We start from the raw sequence: 15,151 nt of genomic DNA, 5'->3' as shown, positions 1-15,151 counted from the left end.
GGGCCCATCAGCCTGCCGGCAATCGATTCGCTGACGTAAACGAAATCCGCGGTTGGCAGTTAATAAAAAAAACAACGTGCAGATTTTGAGCCAATCAACATACGATGCGGTCGTCGTCGGGTCAGGGCCGAATGGTCTGGCTGCTGCCATTACGCTGCAGCAAAAAGGTCTGTCGGTGCTGGTGATTGAAGGCAAGCCAACGATTGGTGGAGGCTTGCGATCGGCAGAGTTGACTCTGCCCGGTTTCGTGCACGATATCTGCTCCGCTATTCATCCCCTGGCGGCTGGCTCGCCCTTTTTCAGAACCCTGCCGCTTGCCGAACACGGCCTGACGTTTGTAAATCCACCCATAGCAGCCGCGCACCCGCTGGACGGGGGTAAGGCCGCAGCTCTACGAGGGTCGGTCGCTGATACAGCCCGGACGCTGGGGGCCGATGCAGAAGCGTATACGAATCTGCTGGGGCCGCTGGTCGAGAACTGGCCGGGGCTGGCCCCCGACGTGCTGGGGCCGTTGCGATTCCCAAAACACCCCATCGATCTGGCGGCCTTCGGACTGAGTGCTCTGCAACCGATTACCCTGCTGGCCAAACGGTTCAAAACGCCCGAAGCGCGGGCGCTCCTGGGAGGTATGGCGGCTCACGCCATCCAGCCGCTTACGAACCTGACCACCTCGGCCATTGCGCTGGTGCTGACGGCGGTCGGGCATTTGCAGAACTGGCCGGTGCCCCTGGGCGGCTCCAACAAAATTGCGGATGCGCTGGCGTCGTATTTTCGGTCGATTGGCGGGGAGATCGAAACCGACCGGTTCGTTACGTCGCTGAGTGAACTGCCACCGGCGCGGGCTATTCTGCTCGACGTTACGCCCAGACAGATGCTGGCACTGGCGGGAGACCGGTTTTCGCCCCTGTATCGAAAGCAACTGGAACGGTACCGCTACGGTATGGGCGTGTTCAAGATCGACTGGGCGCTGGACGGCCCCATTCCGTTTACCGCTCCCGAATGCCGGCAGGCGGGTACGGTACATATCGGCGGTACGCTGGACGAAATCACGGCTGCTGAACAGCAGACGTCCGAGGGGAAACATCCTGATAAACCGTTCGTCCTGCTGGCTCAGCAAAGCCTGTTCGACGATAGCCGCGCCCCCGCCGGCAAGCACACGGCCTGGGCGTATTGTCACGTACCGAACGGCTCGACCGACGATCGGACGGAGGTCATTGAACGACAGATTGAGCGATTCGCGCCTGGCTTCCGGGAGTTGATTCTGGCCCGGCACACCATGAATACCCAGCAGGTTGAAGCGTATAATCCTAACTATATCGGAGGAGACATCAACGGCGGTATCATTGATATAACGCAGCTCTACACCCGGCCGGTTATTACGTTAGCTCCCTACAGTACGTCGGCGAAGGGAATATATGTCTGTTCATCGTCGACACCGCCGGGTGGTGGCGTACACGGCATGTGTGGTTTCCATGCCGCCAGACGAGCTATAGCGGATTTGTTTTGAAGATGCGCTGAGTTCAGTTCAGCACCAGTTCGTGCTGGACGAAGGCTTTGAGCGTAGTTTTTTCGTAAACCGCCAGATTGGCGTCGCGCACCCGTTCCATAATTGGCCGGATGGCGCAGGTAACTTCATCCTCACAATCGTCGCATTTTACGTAGAAATTGAGCGATACGCAGGGCGTTGGGGCAATAGGACCATCGATAACCCGCAGAATCTGCGCCAGGGTGACCCGCTCGGGATCGACACGTAGCATATAACCACCGCCTTTTCCCTTCTGACTTTGCAGGATACCGTGATTGCGAAGCTCAAGCAGGATAATCTCCAGAAACTTGCGGGGAATGTTTTCCTGGGCTGAAATCTGAGCAATCAACACCGGACCTCTGCCGTATTCTTCCGTCAGAGTTTTCAGGGCCTTCATGGCGTACTTTGCTTTCTTTGAAATCATGGGGATGAGTTTGCTAAACTACGTAGTGTACGAGTGGTGAAACAGGACTATATACGCCCAGGTTACATGGCTACCGCAGCGATCAGTCCCGCCAGCCACAAACCGAAAAATCCCAGTGAATACGGATTAAACGGCACGGTATCAATCAGGTCCGGCGTCGCGGCCGAAACGGAATCAACGGCTTCCAGAACGGCTTCGGTGTTCAGGGGAGAATCGAAGTTTTCGTCGATCCCATGATAAATGATCTGGCGATCGGGGCCAATCACGTACAGCGCCGGCACAAAGGCTTCGTCGGAGATGCCGGAGACCCGATCCCAGACCGGATTGTCTTCGCTGTACACGCCAAACTGACGCGCGACCTGCCAATCGGCGTCGTAAGCGAACAGGAAATCGACAACCTTACCCTGCCGTTGCAGTGCCTTGGGTGATTCGTTCGATAGGACGATCAGCTCGGCTCCGCTTTTCTGCAGCTCGTCGCTGAGCCGGATCAGGGCGTCCAGATGAGGTTCGGCGTAAGCACCCCAGCAAGGGCAGTAAAAGCTGACCACCACAGGCTTGGTTGCGGCCAGACTCAGCAGCGACACCGACGTAGCGGGCTGGGCGTGATTAAACAGCGACGAGCGCCACTCGCCGGTCGCACTCGACAGGCTGAAAAAAGGAGCCGTATCACCCGAAACCAACGGCGCAACAGCGGCTGATCTATGACGAGGTTTTGTCTGGACAGGGCGGATATCGCCTAGTTCGTTCGTGAATTCAAGCGTCATATTTTCTATTAATTTACTTATTCTATTGATTTAGTAGTTTAATAAAGGCCACTATGCTGAAACATAAGCTGCACATCAATCCGATTGTGGTTTGAGTGCCTTGTCAATTAGTAAGCGGTAGATTGTGTTTTCAGCGACGAAATTACGTTTCGACCACTGCTGAATTAATACACAATATCTATCAGAATACTAGATTGATGGACAAATTTGGTGATTGGTTCTGACATTCGCAAAAAACGTTTGGCGATAAATTGTACCGGGCCTGTGATTATCTTGCTATGATTTTCCCGATGACCATGCGCCAAATTGCTCTCTGCCTGCTTTTACTGACCGTGCTAACCGCCTGCTCGACAACGACGGTGTACGTAGTACGTCATGCCGAAAAAGTGTCCGAAACCGACTCGACAGATCTGAATCCGGTGGGTTTCAGACGGGCTGCCGCACTGGCGGATAAACTGGGGAATGAGCCCATCGACTCCATCTTCACGACGCCGTATCGGCGGACCCGGCAAACGGCGGAACCACTGGCAAAACGCCTATCGGTGCCGGTGCGTGACTATCCGGCAAAGCCGACCAGCACCATTACGGAGCGGGTTAAAGCCATCAGAGGGAAAACGGTGCTGGTGGTGGGGCACAGCAACACAATTCTGGAAATCGTAAAAGGGCTGGATGCCCAGCCCTCGCTTACGAAAATCGGATCGGATGATTTTGATAATCTGTTTCGGGTACGTATCAAACGTAAGCCGTTCGGCACATCCGTCAAGCTAACCGAGTTGACCTACGGCGAGCCAACGAAGTAACCGGCGATGCCTTACTTCGTGGTAATGGCAACGGTGCCCTGTTCTTTGTCGACGTCCATCCGCACAATTACGTTCGGATCAACGTTCCTGGCTTCCTCCTTCGTGACTTCTTTACCGTTAACCGTAAAGACTTTTATGTCTTGCATCATGTCGGACGACGAGCGGTTGGACGATGGTGGTGTACCGTCGAGGGAAAAATTGATGGGCAGATTGTACTTTACGTTAACGGGTGTTCCGCCTTGAGAACCTGGTTTCCAGTGGGGCATAGCCGCTACCACGCGGGCGGCTTCTTCGTCGGTTCCAAAGCCAAGCCCTTTGAGTATCTCGACGTTTTTAATCTCGCCGGTTGTTGTCACAACAAAGGAGACATATACCCGCCCGCTAACATTGGCACGCTCGGCAGCTGCTGGATATTTAATAGTCTTAGACATATAGTTGCCCAGTGCTGCCATGCCACCCGGAAACTCGGGTTGTTTTTCAACAACGGTGTAAATCTCACCTGCTATAGGTTGTTCGGTGGCCGTCAGTTCTTTTTCGGGCTGCGTACACATGGTTAACAGGGCGGCTACAGGTAATACGAAGGCATAGCGTAGCAGCGCAGAGCGATTGGACGCGGGTTTTTGTAACATGAGAATACGCTGTTTTGAGAATTAGTGTTGGTGCAATACGCATTGTATGATGCGTTGCGAGCAAGTTAGTTGCTTACGCGTAGTAAGGACTAAAAGAGGAAGGCCAGAACTAACACTCTTAAAGATTGTAGTTCTCAGTCTTCATTGCTAGAACACCATTTTTTGCGTCGAACTGAATTCCTATTTTTGAATCCTTCTCGTTCATGAGAGCAGTAACTGCTTTCATTGCCTTTATGTAGCCATCATATCCAACAGACTTGCCGTTAACAAGAAAGGTATTATATGTCTTCTTCAGGTCTTCACTGGTCTGGCCATCGATGTCTCCTTCCTCTTCCAAGACAAAATTGATCGGAAGATTGTATTTGACGTTGACCGGTACTCCATCCTGCGATCCAGGTGTCCAGCGGGGCATAGCGGCTACCACGCGGAGGGCTTCTTCGTCGGTGCCAAACCCAAGCCCTTTGAGTACTTCCACATTTTTGATCTCGCCATCGGTTGTCACGATGAAGCTGAGAAATACCCGACCACTAACGTTAGCGCGCTGAGCGGGCATTGGATACTTCAGATTTTTCTCCATGTAGTTGCCAAGTGCTTTCATACCACCCGGAAACTCGGGCTGCTTTTCAACGACGGTGTACACTTCTCCCTGCACACCTTTGAATTGGTTGGACTTCGGAATGTCGGTGATGACATTGTTCTTTTTCTCTACCTGAACCAGTTCTTTTTCAGGCTGGGTACACATGATCAGGAGGGCAGCAACGGGTAGCACGAGCGCATAGCGTAGCAGTGCTGAGCGATTGGAAGCGGGTTTTTGTAACATGAGGATACGTTGTTTTAAGGTTGATAAGGATGCGAAAGGAGTAGTAAGTGCACTGGGGGATGTTTGAAGCGCATAGGCAACTAGTTGCCGGGCGTAATCGGATGATGTGTTTTGGGGATTCGTTTCCTGACGAACGGCTGCCTGATCGGCCAGAAATTCGTGGACTTCCTGGAGAGAGCGCTTGTAGAAATACAGCACCGGATTGAACCAGAAGGCCGCCCACACCAGCTCAATGAACAAAATGTCGGCTGTGTGCCGCTGCCGGATATGAGCGATCTCATGACGAATCAGCATATCGGGGCGGAGTAATGCATCCGTCTGGCTTAGGACCAGATACCGACCGAACGAAAACGAAGGTGTTGAATCGTCAGGAAGCTGAACGAGCCGCAGGCCCTGCCACGACTCGACGGTGCCCGTTCGGATGAGCGTAAAAACGGCGCGCAGGTTGACCACTAGCCGGATCAGCATCACCGCAACGCCAGCCCCATAGATCAACCATAACCACTGACTGAGTGAAAGGCCATCTGTTGTCGACGTATCGGCAGCGCCAACGGTGAACGCAGGCAACGTAACGGTGCCAACGGGCAGCGACTCGGTGGCCTGACTCGGCAGTTCAACGAAGGGCAGCGCCAGCGAAGCCAGCACGCTGAGCAGCAAATAGGCGCGGTTAAGGCCGAAGAACGTGTTCCGGCGCAGGAATAAGGCGTAACAGCCGTAGAACAGTACCAGATATAAACTGGCGGTTAGGGGATAGGAGAAGGTGCTCATTTCTTTTTCGTGGTTATAAGAATTACGCCGTCTTTGCCTCTCACACCATACGTAGCGGTATGGTCGCCTTTGAGTACGTTGATCGACTCAATTGCGTTTGGATCTAATGCCTTGAGTTCCTGATCAGGCTGCTCAACGCCATCGATGATGTAGAGAGGCTTTGCGCCCGAAGGAGCCTTTACTGAGACCTTCGTCTTTCGCATTGAATCCGGCAGCGAATACGTCCGAGAACTTCCCTCGCTGTAGATAGTTAAGTGGGCATTTCCCTTGTCGTTGACGGCGACAAACGAGCGTGATTCGGGCTGTTTGGTAGCGGGAGCGGCCGTTACTTTCTTTTTATTGACTGCCGGAGATTCCGTTGCCAGGGCTACGTTGATGACAGATCGATTGGCCACTTTGATAAGCTGAGATTTAAAGCCAACAAAACTAAAAATCAGGGATTCCGATGGCGACGTATTGATTTTGTATTCGCCCTTCGCATTTGTTGTCGTACCCCTTGTCTGATCTTTAATAATGATCGTGGCCCCCGGCAGACCTTTCCCATCGACTGCGCTGACTACCTTTCCGGAAACAACCCTTGCGTTGCCCGCAGGCTGACTAATGACTTCTCGATTAGCATCGAGATTTTCCAGTTCAAAACGAATTGGAATTTGATAACGCACGGTTACAGGTTGCCCGTTTTGTTTAGCAGGTATCCAGTTCGGCATTTTGCTTACCACACGAATGGCCTCTTCTTCGCAACCCCCACCAACAGATTTAAGCGTTCTATTTACTTTCGCATCTTTTACTTTACCGGTTGGCGAAATAGTAAACGTGACATAAACATCTCCTTCCAAACCTGCGGCTCTAGCTTTAGTAGGATAGTGTAAGTTATGAGCCACGTAATTCATCAGACCTGGGACTCCTGTTGGGAATATAGCCGGCTCGGACGCAGCGGTAAATACTACTCCATTTTTTACAATACGAGTAGGTACAATCTTCAAGGGCATCGATGGATTAGGCTTAACGGCTTTGTAATCAGAGGTAGAACCCATGGCAGGAAGCTCGTCTTCCAAGGTGGGAGTTAGGCTAGGATTCAGCGTTAATGCATTATGCTTTATCCGTTTGGATAAGCTAGTCAACAGGAGTATATCCGTTCGGTAACCTAATGAACTAATCACAAGTTTTCCTCTTGAATCAATATTGCTGAGCTTATAAAATCCATTCTGGTTGGTAGTAGCAGCTTTAGTTCCATTCATGACAACAGCACCAGAAATAGCCTTACCATCAGCAGCATTAATTACCCGCCCTGATACGGTAATTGACTGGCCAGAAACCCGATCTGCTACAAGATCCGTGATCTCATCCCGCGCCGTCGTCATTGCCAGCAGACTCAGTACCAGCGGGGCAATCAGGACGTATTTGCCTAATGCCCATCGGCTCGTAGCCCGCTGCTGAAGCATCTGGATACGCTGTTTGAGCAGCGACGGATTAAAGAAGCCGTTTGCCAGAGATACGGGCTGGAGGCCAAAACTATAATCGACCAGCAACCGGGCATAATTGCGTTCGTACGCCGACGCCTGCTGATCGGCCAGGAACTCGTGCACCTGCCGGAGCGCCCGCTCCAGCAGCCACAGCGCCGGACAGGCCCAGAACAGACTACGCAAGACCTGCATCGCCAGTACGTCGACGCTGTGCCACTGCCGAACGTGAACCAGTTCGTGCTGGAGAATCAGCGCATTATCCCGGTCGGCGGGGCTGAGCACGACGTATTGAAAAAAGGAGAAGGTTGGGGTGGCAGAATTGGTTGGTAAGACCTGTATATGATCACTGTAATCAATTTTTTCTGACTGCCGGATGGTACGTAGCAGGCTGAACACCCGTGTTAGCAGGGCTGCCAGAAGTACCAGCGCAACGACTCCGTACCCCCATGCGCCCCAGACCGCCCAGTCGGGGCCAGTCTCTGCGGGTGCGATTGTGGCCGGTAGGATGATCACCCCCGTGGGGATAGGCAGAGTTTCCGGTGCCTCACTGGGCAGGGTTGCCAGCGGCAGCACCAGCGACAGAACGGCAGATGCCAGCAGGTAAATCCGGTTGAGGCCGAAAAACGTGTGCCGACGCAGCAGCAGGACATAACAGCCCGCCAACAGCAGACCGTAGAGGTTGGCTTTCAGGAAGTAGTCGAGCGCGTTCATTTGTCTTTGGTTTGGTTAAGAAGCCTGATGATTTCGTCGGCTTCGTTCAGGCTGATGTTTTTGTCCTGCACGAAGAACGAGACCAGTTTTTTCAGTGAATTGTCGAAGTAGTTGCTCATGAGCTGCTCGGTCTGGAAACGCCGGTAAGCCTCTTCCGTAATCAGTGGGTAGTATTCGTGCGTTTTTCCATACGCCGTGTAGCCAACCATGCCCTTTTTTTCCAGAATCCGGATAATAGTCGATACCGTGTTATAGGCAGGTTTCGGTTCGGGCAGCTCGGCCAGTACGTCCTTGACAAAGCCTTTTTTTAGCTGCCAGAGGACACGCATAATCTCTTCTTCAGCCTTGGTAAGTTCTCGAAGTTCCATAGTGGGAGCAAGGTATGACTAATGTGTTAGTTTTTCAACTAATATATTAGTTATTATGTTTATAGTAAATTGAATTTCTGAACGAAATACGTGAAAGTCAGGCAGAAATTACTTCGAAAGTGTCAGAATAAGCCCCTGTAAATTCTGATCGATGGAGCGCACGGACGATTGTAATTGGTTCAGCATATTGGCCCGGGTGTGCAGATCATCGGCCTGATAAGCTCCGCCCGTGCCGAAGAAAAGCTTTTCCTTATCCGGGCTGGGCTGGGGGAGTACGTACTCAAGCCACCGCTGGCGGATGTTGGCACTGATGGAACGCTGACCGCTGTTGCTGAAAGCGGGTTCGTTCAGTACGTACCAGATAAAAGGCGGGTAACCTGATGAGACCTTACGCTGATTCCAGATGTCAGTCAACAAATTGCGGGGATGCTGATAGGACACCGTTTGCTGCGAAGAAAAAGCCGCTAATCCGCCCAGGGCCGCGCTGGCAACTCCGCCCCCAATACCGATCACCTTGTCGGGCGTATCAGCCTGTATCAGCGTACTCACAACGGTCGTTACGGCCCCGACAACAATCGACAGGATCGTCAGCCGACGCACCCGGCGGTTATCACGCTGGTCCAGGTATTCGGCCAGTTGATCGGCACGCTCGCCTTCGCAGTCCAGTTCAGCGGCCAGACTTGAAATCTCCGTTGAAGCCAGGAGTAAGCGGTGAAGAATCTGCTGCCGTTTGGATAACTGCTCCAGCCGCGTATCGATCTGCGAATTGGCTTCCAGTTGCTGCAGCTCCAGCAAAAGCGGCAGCGTACCGGTTGCGTTGGCCAGCAGCAGATCGTGCTGGCTGTACCGCTGACGCAGCGACGGATTAGCCAGCAGGAACGGTTGAATAGCGGGCTGGGGGAGATAAGTAGAATCGTATGTATACGCCAGCGCCGGGTCGCAGAAGCTATCGTTCAGGCTGGCCCGCAGGACTGGTCGGTTGCTGCCGCAGGCGCTCAGTACAATCAGCAGAGAGAGAAAGGCTACGAAACGATGCGTGATAGGTTCAGAAGTGGAAAGTGCAGTCATAGTCAAAGCAAAACTTAAGCAGCGGCTTTTGGTTGAAGAAATAAACCATTCTTGCTACTGATGCTGGACAATCAACCAATCAAAGCCTTGTTTCTGGACATTGGCGGGGTGCTGCTGACCAATGGCTGGGACCGGCACGCCCGTCGGCACGCGGCCGAGCTGTTCGGGCTGGATTACGCGCAGCTCGACGAACGCCATCATCTCACATTCGATACGTACGAGTCCGGCAAACTCTCGCTGGATGACTACCTGAAGCGAATCGTTTTTTACGAAAAACGCCACTTTTCTCCGCTGGAATTCACCCGGTTTATCATGGAGCAGTCGCAGCCGTTTCCCGAGATGATCGAGCTGATGAAACAGCTCAGACAACAACACGGTCTGAAGCTGGTAGCGGTCAATAATGAAGGACGGGAAATCAACGCGCACCGAATCCGGCAGTTCGGGCTCGATACGTTTTTTGACGCGTTTGTGTCGTCCTGTTACGCTCACCTGCGCAAACCCGACACCGATCTGTACCAGCTGGCGCTGGACGTAGCGCAGGTCGAACCGGAGCAGGTTGCCTATATCGACGATAGGCTGATGTTTGTGCAGGTAGCCCGTACCATGCGGATGCACTGCATTCAGCACGTCGACTACGACACAACCCGCAGTAAACTGGCCACCCTGGGGCTCACCCTGGACGGTTAATGCATATCCTTGATATTGAGCCAGTACAGGGCTACGAATACAAAGCTGAACACGACCCCGAACGATGTATTGATCGCGCCGAAACCGGCCAGACTAACTGGCAGAACGGTCCCGACAACGACGCCCGCTACATAAATCCAGAAGCCAATCCGGCGCAGGTTAAACATCAGAATGGCCCCAGTGAGTGTCAGGAGGGCATAGATTAGCTGGGCAATGGCCAGCGACCGGATTTCGTCGGTATCGCCGGGCATGGGCTGGTCGCCGGACGAGCGATCTTCAAAGTACTGGTTGGGTTTATCCTTCCGTTCTTCGGGCGTATCGTTGGGCTTGACGTAGGTGGTTTCGGCCGCGGCCTGGGTGTTCGTCAGCGAAATGGTGGCATCAGCCAGGCTGATGGCGCAGCCGATAAACGACAGAATGCAGAGTATAGTCAGAAATTGAGAACGCATAGTGGGGCTGAGTCGCCGGTTTAATGCGCAAAATAAGTTGGTTATTGTCGAATTTACGCCTGTCTGCCGTTCCGTAAAACCTTATTTTAGCGCCATAGTTTCATTTAGTAAACCCCAAACGACATGACCTTACAGGAATTGACGGATCAAATCCGTACCAAAGCCGCTAAAGCCGAATCCCTGAACGCGACCGCTAAACTCGTTACAGATCAGGGCATTGTTTATATAGACGCTACTCAATCGCCCGTGACCGTTTCGAACGAAGATAAACCCGCCGACTGCGATCTGCACGTTAGCGTGGATAACCTGGTGAAAATGGGCACTGGTAACCTGAACCCTATGATGGCCTTCATGTCGGGAAAACTCAAAGTGAAAGGCGATATGGGCATTGCCATGAAAATGGGTCAGGTAATGGCGTAAGTGCCGCTGGCTTCGTTTAGCTTTTAAAATCAAATCAGCCCGGTCATTCACGACCGGGCTGATTTGATTTTAAGCCGCGTTTACCTGTATTAAGCGGCTGCCATTGAGTATTTTAGCTTTTACTGGATGATCTTGTCCAGCGTGATCGGCAACTCGTTGATGCGTTTGCCGGTCGCGTGGAAAATGGCGTTAGCCACGGCCGCTGGCATACCTACAATACCAATCTCGCCCACGCCTTTTACGCCGAGAGGGTTGATAATGTCGTCGTGCTCTTCCACGAAAATGACATCCAGATCGTGAATATCGGCGTTCACCGCAACGTGGTATTCTGCCAGGCTGTGGTTCATAAACCGACCGATGTTATGATCCAGAACAGTTTCTTCTTCCAGCGCTTTGCTGATGCCCCATACCATTCCGCCAATGATCTGGCTCCGGGCCGTTTTGGGGTTCAGGATGCGGCCGGCGGCAACGGCCGTTACCGCCCGTGTTACGCTTACCGTACCCAGATCTTCATCGACTTTCACTTCCACAAAGACGGCCGAGTGGGCTGCACGGGCAAATTTACTTTGCTTCAGCATGTTAGGCAGCGACGTAACGGACTCGGTTACAGCCCGGCCACCGTTCTGATCGACAATCGTCTGTAAGGATACCGAAACAGAAGCGTCAGTTGCCAGCCGCATGCTGCTGTCCGCAAAAACAACATCGTCGAATTTGACCTTGGCGAATGGCGAGTCCGGCATTTTCTTCGCCAGCTTGAACAGCTTTTTGCCGAGTTCTTCGCAAACCTTTTTCACGGCCGAACCAACCGTGGCTGCTGTCCACGAACCGCCCGAGATAAGAGAGAAAGGCATATCACTGTCGCCTAGCCGGAAAAGCACGTCTTCCATCGGCATTCCCATCGTCTGGGCGGCAATCTGCGTCATGATGGTATAGGTACCCGTACCCAGATCGGCCGTTGCGCAGACGATCCGTAATTTACCGTTGACGGTAAGCGTGGCTTCGGCGCTGGCGAACATCTGGTTGGCATCCCAGATTCCGGTTGCCATTCCCCAGCCAATGAGATTGTGTCCGTCTTTCATTGAACGAGGTTCGAGCGGACGTTCCGACCAGCCAAACCGCTCGGCACCCTGCCGAAAACATTCCCGGAGTTCCTTGCTGGAGTAGGGTTTGTCTTCCAGTTCGTTCCGTTCCGCGTAGTTAATCAGGCGGAACTGGAGCGGGTCAATACCTGCTTTGTAGGCCAGTTCATCAACGGCGCATTCAAGAGCTGCTATCCCCGTAACCCCGCCCGGTGCACGCATATCGAGGGGACTGTTTACGTCCAGTGGAACAAGTTTATGCCCCAGCGTTACGTTTTTGACGGGGTAGAGCATACCCCCCCAGTTTACGACCGTTTCGACATAATCTTCCATCTGCGAGGTTTCGCCGATGGCGTCGTGGAAAAGAGCATTAATTTTTCCTTCGTCGGTAGCTGCCATTGCAACATGCTGAATCGTGTTGGGACGATGCCCAAACGTAAACATCTGCTGGCGGGTCAGCGTAACCCGAACGGAGCGTTTGAGGTCCAGCGCGGCCATCGTTGCCATAAACAACTGGTACTGGGGACGCAGACCGGAACCAAAACCGCCACCCATGTAAGGCGACATAATCCGGACGTTGTCACCTGACAGACCAAACACCTGCGTTACGTACATTTTACTATTTGTAACGCCCTGTGTTTTGTCATAAATCGTCAGCTTGCCGTCTTTTTCAAAAACCACCGTCGAGGCAAACATTTCCATTGGGTTATGGTGCTCCACCGCGTGCACGTAGGTAGCCGCTACCTGGTTCGGGGCTGCGTTATACGCCTTTTTGAAATCACCTTTGGGCTTTGGTGGTGGTGGTTTCAGCAGGCTGGCTATACCGGACTTAGGTTTGCGGGCCTTGTCCAGGTTGAGAAGCAGATCCGTTTCGTGATCAGCCTCCTCATAGGTGATGTCAACAAGAGTGGCCGCGAAGCGGGCCAGCTCAAACGTTTCGGCAACAACCAGCGCTACGGGCTGGGCGCTGAACTTGATTTCAGCATCATACAACGGGCGGAACGGCGAGCCCGGTGGGGCGTCCTGGTCGTTGTAGCTAAAATCGAGTTTGGCCGTGCTGGGGCGGTTTTCGTGGGTGAATACTTTTAGTACACCAGGAAGCGCCATAGCCCGGCTGGTATCAATACTCACAATTTTTCCTTTGGCGATAGCGCTCGATAGTACGTAGCCATACGTTAGCTCCGGTACGTTGAACTCGCCCGCGTATTTGGCTGCCCCCGTAACCTTGGCTTTACCATCAACGCGGCTGACGCCTTTTCCTATTACGTTGCTCATTCGGTTGGTTCCTGTTTAGCAGCTATACCCAGCGCCCGGACGATGGCGCGTTTAGCCAGTTCAATCTTAAACGTATTGTGCCCAAAGCCGGTAGCGCCTTCCAGCAGCTTCTCGGCAACGAGCTGATAGTTTTCTTTTGTTGCCGGTTTGCCGATTAATAATGCTTCGGCTTCGGGCTTGCGCCAGGGCTTGTGCGCGACCCCCCCGAGCGCCACACGAGCGTCGGTCACTGTGTCGCCATCCAGTTCCAGGGCGGCTGCTACCGATACGAGGGCAAACGCATACGAAGCCCGGTCACGTAGTTTCAGGTAGGCATGGTATTCCGAAAAACCTTTGGCGGGCAGGTCGATAGCCGTTACCAGCTCTCCGGCCTGTACGGTATTGTCGCGCTGCGGTTCGTCGCCGGGCAGCCGGTGGAAGTCGGCAATGGGAATGCTACGATCCCCGTTTGGCCCCGACACCTGTACCGTAGCGTCCAGAGCCGCCAGCGCGACGCACATGTCCGACGGGTGGGTGGCAATGCACTGGTTGCTCGTCCCGAGAATGGCGTGGATTCGGTTGTAGCCGTTAATGGCGCCACAGCCCGAACCGGGTTCGCGCTTGTTGCAGGGCGTAGCGTTGTCGTAGAAATAATAGCAGCGGGTCCGCTGAAACAGGTTCCCACCGTTCGTAGCCATATTCCGTAACTGGGGTGAGGCACCCGCCAGAATTGTCTGCGCCAGGAGGGGGTACCTTTTTTCGACCTGTTCGTGGTAGGCCGTATCCGCGTTGGTGACCAGGGCTCCCAGGCGCAGGCCGCCCGCTTCGGTATCTTCGATGGCGGCTAACGGCAGGTGATTAATGTCTACCAGGTGGTCGGGCCGCTCGACGTTCTCCTTCATCAGGTCGATGAGGTTGGTGCCGCCCGCAATGAACTTGCTTTGCTGGTGGGCCGTCTGCTCACCCACGGCATCGGTCACAGAAGCGGGTTTTGAGTATGAGAAACTATTCATGGATCAGGCTTTTTTGGGAACTTGCAGTACCTCGTTTATGGCGTCGACAATGTGCGGATAGGCACCGCAGCGGCAGATGTTGCCACTCATCAGCTCGCGGATGTCGGCGGTGGTACGCACACGCCCTTCGTTCATCAGCCCAACCGCCGAACAGATCTGCCCTGGGGTGCAGTAGCCACACTGAAAGGCATCGTGTTCGATGAACGCACTCTGGATGGGATGTAATGCGTCGCCCTCGGCCAGTCCCTCAATAGTCGTAATGTCGGCGCCCTCTTTCATCACGGCCAGCGTCAGGCAGGAATTGATTCGTTTGCCGTCAACCAGCACCGTGCAGGCCCCGCACTGGCCATGGTCGCAGCCTTTTTTGGTACCCGTCAGGTCTAGATACTCCCGGAGAGCATCCAGCAGGGTTGTCCAGGGGGCAATGGTTAGTTGACGCCTGGTGCCGTTGACGGTTAGCGTTACCACACGGGTTTCGGGTAGCGTGGCTGCCGTATCAGTATAACTCTTGGTTTCAGCTAGCATATCGATTAAACAGATTTATGTGTTTAACTCAAATGGGCGCTGATAAGCCGGGGCTAAATTTGATTGTTATCCAGTGGCCTACTGAACCGATAGAGCGTTATATTCAATGAAATATAGCGCTGCGCGCATCACAGACGCATTTTTTCGAAATTGACAAGGGTTTATTACGTATGCGGCAATAACTCGTTGACTCCCGTTCCAGGCGCTTCCGGTATCAGCTTGCTTCCGGTGTTTCGCCTACCTGCAGGCATGGGGATGATTAATTTAATTGTTTGGGGGGTAGTCCTGTAGTGGGACTCTGACCACCCCCTGCCCCCTCCTAGAAAATTAGGAGGGGGTGAAAAAAGGTCACTTCTGCATGTTCCCCTCCTAATTTTCTAGGAG

At 53.3% G+C, this 15,151-nt stretch carries 15 protein-coding genes; 4 read left to right on the top strand and 11 right to left on the bottom strand.

Features of this window, described 5'->3' with window-relative positions; all coding sequences use genetic code 11:
- The first annotated feature begins 85 nt into the window (after window positions 1-85).
- Entirely contained in the window at window positions 86-1,507 is a 1,422-nt protein-coding gene (locus tag HU175_RS00535; protein ID WP_176564730.1) for a phytoene desaturase family protein, read from the top strand.
- Between the two features lie 13 nt (window positions 1,508-1,520).
- On the opposite strand, the gene HU175_RS00530 is transcribed toward HU175_RS00535, so the two are convergent.
- Window positions 1,521-1,949, bottom strand: coding sequence for an RrF2 family transcriptional regulator (locus HU175_RS00530; protein ID WP_176564729.1), 429 nt, complete (start codon window positions 1,947-1,949; stop codon window positions 1,521-1,523).
- 62 nt (window positions 1,950-2,011) lie between these two features.
- Window positions 2,012-2,713, bottom strand: a complete 702-nt coding sequence (locus tag HU175_RS00525) for a redoxin domain-containing protein (protein ID WP_176564728.1) — start codon at window positions 2,711-2,713, stop codon at window positions 2,012-2,014.
- A gap of 296 nt (window positions 2,714-3,009) precedes the next feature.
- On the opposite strand from HU175_RS00525, the gene HU175_RS00520 reads away from it, so the two are divergent.
- Window positions 3,010-3,513, top strand: a complete 504-nt coding sequence (locus tag HU175_RS00520; protein WP_176564727.1) for a SixA phosphatase family protein — start codon at window positions 3,010-3,012, stop codon at window positions 3,511-3,513.
- A gap of 11 nt (window positions 3,514-3,524) precedes the next feature.
- Here the strand turns inward: HU175_RS00520 and HU175_RS00515 are convergent, their stop codons facing one another.
- The 5 genes from HU175_RS00515 to HU175_RS00495 all read right to left on the bottom strand — a co-directional run bounded on the left by HU175_RS00515 (window position 3,525) and on the right by HU175_RS00495 (window position 9,340).
- Entirely contained in the window at window positions 3,525-4,142 is a 618-nt protein-coding gene (locus HU175_RS00515; RefSeq protein WP_176564726.1) for an energy transducer TonB, read from the bottom strand.
- A 118-nt stretch (window positions 4,143-4,260) separates the two neighbouring features.
- Window positions 4,261-5,730 carry a TonB family protein gene (locus HU175_RS00510; RefSeq protein ID WP_176564725.1) on the bottom strand — a complete coding sequence of 490 codons (1,470 nt, stop codon included), beginning with the start codon at window positions 5,728-5,730 and terminating at the stop codon, window positions 4,261-4,263.
- Entirely contained in the window at window positions 5,727-7,904 is a 2,178-nt protein-coding gene (locus tag HU175_RS00505; RefSeq protein ID WP_176564724.1) for a TonB family protein, read from the bottom strand. The genes HU175_RS00510 and HU175_RS00505 overlap by 4 nt, the downstream gene beginning before the upstream one ends.
- The gene (locus HU175_RS00500) at window positions 7,901-8,272 is read right to left on the bottom strand and encodes a BlaI/MecI/CopY family transcriptional regulator (protein WP_176564723.1); all 372 of its coding nucleotides are present in this window, start codon (window positions 8,270-8,272) and stop codon (window positions 7,901-7,903) included. Before HU175_RS00500 ends, HU175_RS00505 begins: the two co-directional genes overlap by 4 nt.
- 108 nt (window positions 8,273-8,380) lie before the next feature.
- Window positions 8,381-9,340, bottom strand: a complete 960-nt coding sequence (locus tag HU175_RS00495) for a hypothetical protein (protein ID WP_228724270.1) — start codon at window positions 9,338-9,340, stop codon at window positions 8,381-8,383.
- 60 nt (window positions 9,341-9,400) lie between these two features.
- Here HU175_RS00495 and HU175_RS00490 point away from each other — a divergent pair, with 60 nt between their 5' ends.
- Window positions 9,401-10,027, top strand: a complete 627-nt coding sequence (locus HU175_RS00490; protein ID WP_176564722.1) for an HAD family hydrolase — start codon at window positions 9,401-9,403, stop codon at window positions 10,025-10,027.
- On the opposite strand, the gene HU175_RS00485 is transcribed toward HU175_RS00490, so the two are convergent.
- Window positions 10,024-10,476 (bottom strand): hypothetical protein, encoded by a 453-nt coding sequence (locus HU175_RS00485; protein WP_176564721.1) that lies wholly within the window; start codon window positions 10,474-10,476, stop codon window positions 10,024-10,026. The two genes, HU175_RS00490 and HU175_RS00485, sit on opposite strands and share 4 nt — an antisense overlap.
- 123 nt (window positions 10,477-10,599) lie before the next feature.
- Here HU175_RS00485 and HU175_RS00480 point away from each other — a divergent pair, with 123 nt between their 5' ends.
- Window positions 10,600-10,896: an SCP2 sterol-binding domain-containing protein gene (locus HU175_RS00480; RefSeq protein ID WP_176564720.1), complete on the top strand. Its 297-nt coding sequence runs from the start codon at window positions 10,600-10,602 to the stop codon at window positions 10,894-10,896.
- Window positions 10,897-11,015: 119 nt separating this feature from the next.
- Here the strand turns inward: HU175_RS00480 and HU175_RS00475 are convergent, their stop codons facing one another.
- From HU175_RS00475 to HU175_RS00465, 3 genes are read right to left on the bottom strand one after another with little or no spacing between them, the layout of a single operon-like run.
- Window positions 11,016-13,250, bottom strand: coding sequence for a xanthine dehydrogenase family protein molybdopterin-binding subunit (locus HU175_RS00475; RefSeq protein WP_176564719.1), 2,235 nt, complete (start codon window positions 13,248-13,250; stop codon window positions 11,016-11,018).
- Window positions 13,247-14,242 carry an FAD binding domain-containing protein gene (locus HU175_RS00470; RefSeq protein ID WP_176564718.1) on the bottom strand — a complete coding sequence of 332 codons (996 nt, stop codon included), beginning with the start codon at window positions 14,240-14,242 and terminating at the stop codon, window positions 13,247-13,249. Before HU175_RS00470 ends, HU175_RS00475 begins: the two co-directional genes overlap by 4 nt.
- 3 nt (window positions 14,243-14,245) lie before the next feature.
- Window positions 14,246-14,767, bottom strand: a complete 522-nt coding sequence (locus HU175_RS00465) for a (2Fe-2S)-binding protein (protein WP_176564717.1) — start codon at window positions 14,765-14,767, stop codon at window positions 14,246-14,248.
- Window positions 14,768-15,151 lie beyond the last annotated feature (384 nt).

The organism is Spirosoma sp. KUDC1026 (assembly GCF_013375035.1).
Classification (GTDB): Bacteria; Bacteroidota; Bacteroidia; order Cytophagales; family Spirosomataceae; genus Spirosoma.
The sequence above is the reverse complement of the archived record's forward strand: the minus strand, read 5'-3'. Positions and strand labels throughout refer to the sequence as shown.